At 29.6% G+C, this 6,773-nt stretch carries 5 protein-coding genes; 1 reads left to right on the top strand and 4 read right to left on the bottom strand.

All coding sequences use genetic code 11. The features are described from left to right. Positions 1-172: 172 nt before the first annotated feature. Entirely contained in the window at positions 173-808 is a 636-nt protein-coding gene (locus IW20_RS18315) for a hypothetical protein (RefSeq protein WP_035625702.1), read from the bottom strand. Positions 809-1,414: 606 nt separating this feature from the next. Here IW20_RS18315 and IW20_RS18310 point away from each other — a divergent pair. After that, positions 1,415-1,960 carry a DUF4494 domain-containing protein gene (locus IW20_RS18310; protein WP_035625699.1) on the top strand — a complete coding sequence of 182 codons (546 nt, stop codon included), beginning with the start codon at positions 1,415-1,417 and terminating at the stop codon, positions 1,958-1,960. A 1,096-nt stretch (positions 1,961-3,056) separates the two neighbouring features. On the opposite strand, the gene IW20_RS25505 is transcribed toward IW20_RS18310, so the two are convergent. Genes IW20_RS25505 through IW20_RS25495 form a run of 3 tightly spaced genes read right to left on the bottom strand, consistent with a single transcriptional unit; the run spans position 3,057 to position 6,771 of the window. Further along, a complete protein-coding gene (locus tag IW20_RS25505; protein ID WP_051885929.1) occupies positions 3,057-4,148 on the bottom strand; it encodes a hypothetical protein in 1,092 nt (363 codons plus the stop codon). A gap of 20 nt (positions 4,149-4,168) precedes the next feature. Next, positions 4,169-5,494, bottom strand: coding sequence for a hypothetical protein (locus tag IW20_RS25500; RefSeq protein WP_051885927.1), 1,326 nt, complete (start codon positions 5,492-5,494; stop codon positions 4,169-4,171). Positions 5,495-5,514: 20 nt separating this feature from the next. Continuing rightward, a complete protein-coding gene (locus IW20_RS25495; RefSeq protein ID WP_051885923.1) occupies positions 5,515-6,771 on the bottom strand; it encodes a hypothetical protein in 1,257 nt (418 codons plus the stop codon). Positions 6,772-6,773 lie beyond the last annotated feature (2 nt).

Genomic DNA, 6,773 nt, shown 5'->3' with positions numbered 1-6,773 from the left:
GACTATATACTAAACTAAAAAAATCAGAATGATAATTGAGGTAAAATCATTGCAGTTTCTAAACCATTATAAATAAAAAACCCGATCACATTAAGCAATCGGGTAAACTTTAAATCCAAAAAAAATATAAAACAATTAAATAGGATACATTAATAATGATTACCACCAATCATTATAACATATATTCTTTTTTAGTAACTGAATCGGCATTACGATTTAAAAAATTTGCCAATAATTTAAAAGAGATTCCTTTTAAGTATTCCTCAAATGAGACATCAAATATTGATTTTTCCTTTAAAGAAAATATCAATATTAAACTATGACTATCAATATAATCCTTGTGTAATTCTTTACTATTATCGAGTTTTTTATTAAGAAATTCTGAATGAGGCATTTCGTTAGTAAACTTATGCATCATAACTTTATCTATAAATAAGCTAAAACCAAATACCCTTTGATTTACTATAGGGTCATAAATATTTTCGACTTGATTGTTTAAAATAGTCAAATCTAAATTTATGGTATCATTTAGTTCATCATCTAAATCTCCAAATTCACTTGGATAATAATCGAATATATAAAACTCTTCCTCAGATATAAGTTTACTCATTCTTATCGGACTAGTTAGCATATAATCACTAAAAAGTACTGAAATACCTGGAGCTACTTCTGTAAAATAAGTATGTCCGGTTCCAATTGTATCAGGAATAACAATGATTTTATCATCAATAAGTTCAGCATTAATTCCATCTACAAACGACCGTTGCCATTGTGGTTTTAATGAATAGAAATGTGTGGTAATTTTCATATTTTATATTTTAAGAAATAATCCTGAGTATTTCAAAAATGAAATAAATAGTCTGGATAAATTATTGGGATAAAACTAACAAATGCTTATTTAAATATAACTCCTTTTAAATCAAAAAAACACTAAAAAAAGCCACAATTTCAATAAATAACAACTAATATTTTAATGATATTAAAAATTACTTATAATATGATAATTCATGCAACGCTTATTAAGGAATAAGTACATTAAAGTAACTTTATCGTAAATATTATACTAAACAAATTTTCATGAGATTATAATACACTCATAAAAATAAGATATTTTATTGTCTTTAATTCATAAGCAATATCGTTAATTAATTTAAAATTTTCAACTTTATAAATAATTGCTTTACTAGCTTTTATTTCGCATCAAAAAATGAATACTCAAATTAATCTGATTCTTCTTAATAAAATAAAATCAAGACTTAAAATCTCTCTATCAACTAATTCTCTCAGTAACAATAGAATAAAAAAACATGGAGATTAAATATAAATATTTGATTTAAATTGTGAATATCTATTTTATGAATTGTCGATTTCTTTTTCTTTAAAATCTATCTTTGACACCCTTAAAATAAAAGAAATGAGCACAATTTGGTACGAATGCAAAGTAAAATATAGAAAGACTGATGATACTGGAACACAAAAGGTTACTACAGAACCTTACTTGGTAGATGCGTTATCATATACGGAAGCAGAAACTAGAATTAATGAAGAAATGTCTGCTTATATTAGTGAAGAATTTAAAATCACAAATATAAAAATGGCTAATTATGCCGAAATTCACCCTTTCGAAAATGCAGATCGTTGGTTTAAATCAAAAGTATCTTTAATGGCTTATGATGAAGAAAGCGGAAAAGAGCGAAGATCAAATATGTATATTTTGGTACAAGCAAATGATGTAAAAGAAGCTTACGATAACACAATTGGTATTATGAAAAATACCATGGGAGATTATACAATCCCTGCTATTGCAGAATCGCCAATTATGGATGTTTTCCCATACTTTAGTGGTGAAGAAGGAGAAATGGAACAATTAGAAAGATTTAATGCGCTTAAAGCTTCAAAACCTGAATTAGTTGCTGCTGGTGAAACTGGCGATGACTTTGTAGGAGCTGATGCTGAATAATCCGTTTAGCATTTATACAATACGAAGAGGACATATTTTTGTCCTCTTTTTTATTTAATTAAAAAACGATTACGAGCAATTATTTTGAATCTCACATTTTTTATTATCTTTATTTCCGACTTAACCTATTAATATATTACCCTGATAAAACTTATAATGAAATTATCTTTAAACCCAAATTACATTAGATCATCAAATTTCATTTTTATCTCTGTAGGTCTTGGAGTTATTAATTTTTTACTTTCTTCAGATATACTTTCTTCAAAATCGGCAACGATTATAGGCATAATATCCCTTTCCTTGCTCTTTATAGTAGGATTACTAGTTAGGTTTCAAATCTCTTGGGTTAAATATTTGCTATTAGCTTTAATTCTCATTGCTTTTAATAGCCTTCCTGCATTTATAAAAGAGCAATTAATGACCCATCCCCTAAATGCCATCTTTACAATATTACAATCTATAACTCTAATTTACGCGACCATTTTATTGTTCTGTAAATGGTGTTTAAATAAAAGAAAATGACAAAAATATCTTTTTGGATTTGGGTATCTAATATATCAGCCTTTGTATCAATTATAATTTTAATTGTTCTTAGGTTTTTCGATAATTACATTAAAAATTTTACACCCTTCTTAATAATAGGTTGCTTGTCTATATTTCTTTATGTGTTATCAGAAATACTCAAATTCTTTATCAAAAAAAGTATAAAAGATGAATCGCAAAAGAATTAAACTATATGATACTATTATAGCGACTATATTTATTTTTGGACTTATTTCAGATGTTGTAAATAGATTTTTATTCAACGACTACATTCCGACTAAAATAATTGACTATTTTTTTTGGTTTAGTTTAGGCGCTTATCTTGGGTTTAATTTACTTAAATGGGAGATTAAAAGAATTTCCACGCACTAAAGAATTAATACTTAAGAATAAATATCTCCGTTGTTTTAAAAAAAATCGAGTCTAATTTAAATTATTCTAACTCATAATGAAGCCTCGCCAATACTTGACGAGGTTTTACTATTTTTGTCTATTGACTTTGTAACTACTGAGTACAAATAAGTGCCATTTTATTTTTCTTATTAGATTACTTCTATTTCTTTTCTAATTTATCCAAGCGCTTATTTTGCTCTATTATAACCTTGTTTTGCTCGATAACATAAAGAGTAAGTTCTTCTATTTTTTGTAATAATTTAGCATTCATTTCTCCTAAATTTATACCGTTTTTTAAGGCTTCCTCTTCACTTGGAATATCTTTTAAATGGCCTTTTTCAGTAATATGTTTTTCAACTTCTTTAAGAGTTGGTAAATCATATTCCTTTTTAAACACATAATCAGGCCAAGTTGTAGTTTCAACTTTAATTTCTCTAGCCCCTATTGAACCATTTACTGCGAGTTTGTGAGTTCCTGTTGTTATAGTTCCGATTCCAACATTACCATTGCCAAGAATCCTCATTTTTTCTGTTTGTCCAGTCAAGAAAGATTCTTGTGTAAAAAATTGCGTCCCATAAGTATTATAGCCAGTACTTTGAGTAATTGTCCTTATTGAAGTTCCAAAAGTATCATAGTTACTAAAATTAATAGAATGTGCGATCATTATTGAAGATTCATTGTCTACATTTGACAACAAATTCCTAACAAGTATATTACCGTTGTTTACTTCTAACTTTGCTAAAGGATTAATTGTTCCTATCCCTACATTCCCAGATCTCGGATTTAGTATTATATTATTACCAAGCTCATTTATGTAAAGGGGTAATGAATTATGCGACTGTATCCAACTGTAAGTTGAAGCTCCACCGATTTTTAAGTTTGTGCCATTTTTGGTTTCTATTGTTAAACCACCTATTGCAGAATTGTCATCATCAACCTTAAAATGTCCAGCACCAACAACATCAAGTTTAAATTTAGGGTCTATAGTTCCAATACCTACATTACCATCGCTACCTCTCATATAAAAAATATTATCTCTTTGACCATTTCCTGTATGTGCACCAAATTTAATGTAGCCTGTAGTACCATCATACCCCATATTCATTCTGGCGACATTCCCACTATTAAAAAGAGAATTATGAACACCATCATTAGTAATAGTAAGCGATCCTGTTTCCAATGGAGAGGTATTATTCTGAGCTCCACAAACTGCTCCTATTAAAAATACTCCTAAAAGAAAATTATTTTTCATAATTTGTTAAGGTTTAATTATTATTTTCTAGATGAATCTTTCTCTAATTTCTCTAAACGCTTATTTTGTTCAATTCTAGCTTTATTTAGTTCAATTATAATTTTATTTTGATCGTCTATTAGCTTATTCTGTTCCGTTACATAAACGTTTAATTCTTCTGTTTTTTTCCCTTGTTCAATAGCATAAAGAGTTAGTTCCTCTATTTTTTGTAATAGTTTAGCATTCATTTCTCCTAAATTCACACCACTTTTTAAGACTTCTTCTTCACTAGGGATATTTTGTAAATGCCCTTTTTCAGTAATATGTTTTTCAACTTCTTTAAGAGTTGGTAAATCATATTCTTTTTTAAATACATAATCTGGCCAATCTTTCAAATCAACTTTTACTTCTTTTGAATGTATAGTTCCGTTTACGTCTAGTTTATTTGTTGGATTAGCTATTCCAATACCTATATTACCTTGAAAAAAAACCAGTGATTTATAATCAACTCCATTAAATCTTTGAATAAACTCTTGATTTATCCCGCTATAATTCCAAACAGTTTGTAGTTTAAGATTATAATCGGCATTACTAGTTGACCATTTTTGAGTATCATAACTCCCTACAAGAGGCAAAGGAGAATAAATATCTAATAAAGCTGATGGCTCAGATATTCCGATACCTATGTTTCCTCCTGTAGCTGCATTAATTACCAATGCATTATTACTAATTTGCATCCCATCCCCACTATAAATTTGAAAATGAAGACTTTTGTCATATACATTATTCCCATTATTAATTTGAAATGCATAAGCTCTACTATCAAATATTTCTCCAGTTGCAGATTCCCTGTTAAAAGCTATAGATCCAAAATAAGAATTTGCACCAGAGCCAGGATGAATACTAACACCTGTTGTACCTGATCTAATAGTTAATTTAGAATTAGGAGCTGTTGTACCGATACCAATATTACCACTCATATCAATTCTCATGCGTTCTTGCCCTAAAGTTCCAAATGTTATATTCCTATTTAAATCTGGCTGAGTAGAATAACCTGAGAGATCAATATAAGACTTTACATTTAAACCTGTTCCTCCACCAGCTGACAACCTTAAAAATCCGTCATCAAAAAGGCTTCCGCTATCGCTATATCCTCTAATTTCTCCATTTAATAGCGTTCCAGATGATATTAAAGGTCTAACAGAACTATTTGTTAATCCCCCATTAATGGTTAATGATCCTGAAACAGATAACTTACTCAATGGAGTATTTGTACCCAAACCTACGTTACCATCAGGTGGATAATTATTCTGGGCGAAGCAAAATGATGTTATTAAGATTGTTCCTAAAAGAAAATTATTTTTCATGATTTGTTATGGTTTAATTATTATTTTCTAGACGAATCTTTCTCTAGTTTATCTATACGTTTATTTTGTTCGTCTATGAGTTTATTCTGTTCCTTTACATAAAGTTTTAATTCTTCAGCTTTTTTTCCTTGCTCGATAACATAAAGAGTAAGTTCTTCTATTTTTTGCAAAAGTTTAGCATTCATTTCTCCTAAATTTATACCGTTTTTCAAGACTTCTTCTTCACTTGGAATATCTTTTAAATGGCCTTTTTCTGCAATATGCTTCTCAACTTCTTTAAGAGTTGGCAAATCATATTCTTTTTTAAATACATAATCTGGCCAAATTGTAGTTTCAACTTTAATTTCTCTAGCTCCTATTGAACCATTTACAGCGAGTTTATGAGTTCCTGTTGTTATAGTTCCGATTCCAACATTACCATGCATAAATGAGAACTGACTAGCGTCTAGTTGCATCTTAGAATAAGCATTTCCAGTTCTATCGTAGGACTGCAATCCCACTATTTTAAGAGATTTTTCTAAATAAACTTCTAGCCCTTCTGCTCCATCATTAGAAACCACAAACTTTTGAGAGGGCTTAGCTGTACCAATACCAACATTACCATCACTACCTCTCATATAAAGAATATTATCTCTATAACCATCTCCTGTATGTGCTCCAAATTTAGAATAGCCTGTAGCACCATCAAAACCCATATCAATAGATGCAACTCCACTGCTATTTATAGTTGAGTTAAAGCCGCCATCATTAGTAATATCTAACTTTTTTACATATAAACTCCCAACTGCAATTCTGCCTACCACATCTAGTTTATAATTAGGATTTGTTGTTCCGATACCAACATTGCCATTCATGAATGAAAACTGACTAGCATCTAGTTGCATCTTAGAATAAGCATTTACAGCTCTGTCATAGGACTGCAATCCTACTATTTTAAGAGGTTTGTCTAAATAAACTTCAAACCCTTCTCCTCCATCATTAGAAACCACAAACTTTTGAAAGGGCTGGGCAGTACCAATACCAACATTACCATCGCTACCTCTCATATAAAGAATATTATCTCTAAAACCATTTCCTGTGTGTGCACCAAATTTATAGTAGCCAGTAGTGCCATCAAATCCCATATTCATTCTGGCGACATTTCCACTCTCAAAAAGAGAATTATACACCCCATCATTAGTAATCGAAAATGATCCTGTCTTTAATGGTGAAGTATTATTTTGGGCAATACAAGCTGCCCCTATTAGGATTATTCCTAAAAGAAAATTATTTTTCATAT

Source organism: Flavobacterium hydatis (assembly GCF_000737695.1).
Classification (GTDB): Bacteria; Bacteroidota; Bacteroidia; order Flavobacteriales; family Flavobacteriaceae; genus Flavobacterium; species Flavobacterium hydatis.
The sequence above is the reverse complement of the archived record's forward strand: the minus strand, read 5'-3'. Positions and strand labels throughout refer to the sequence as shown.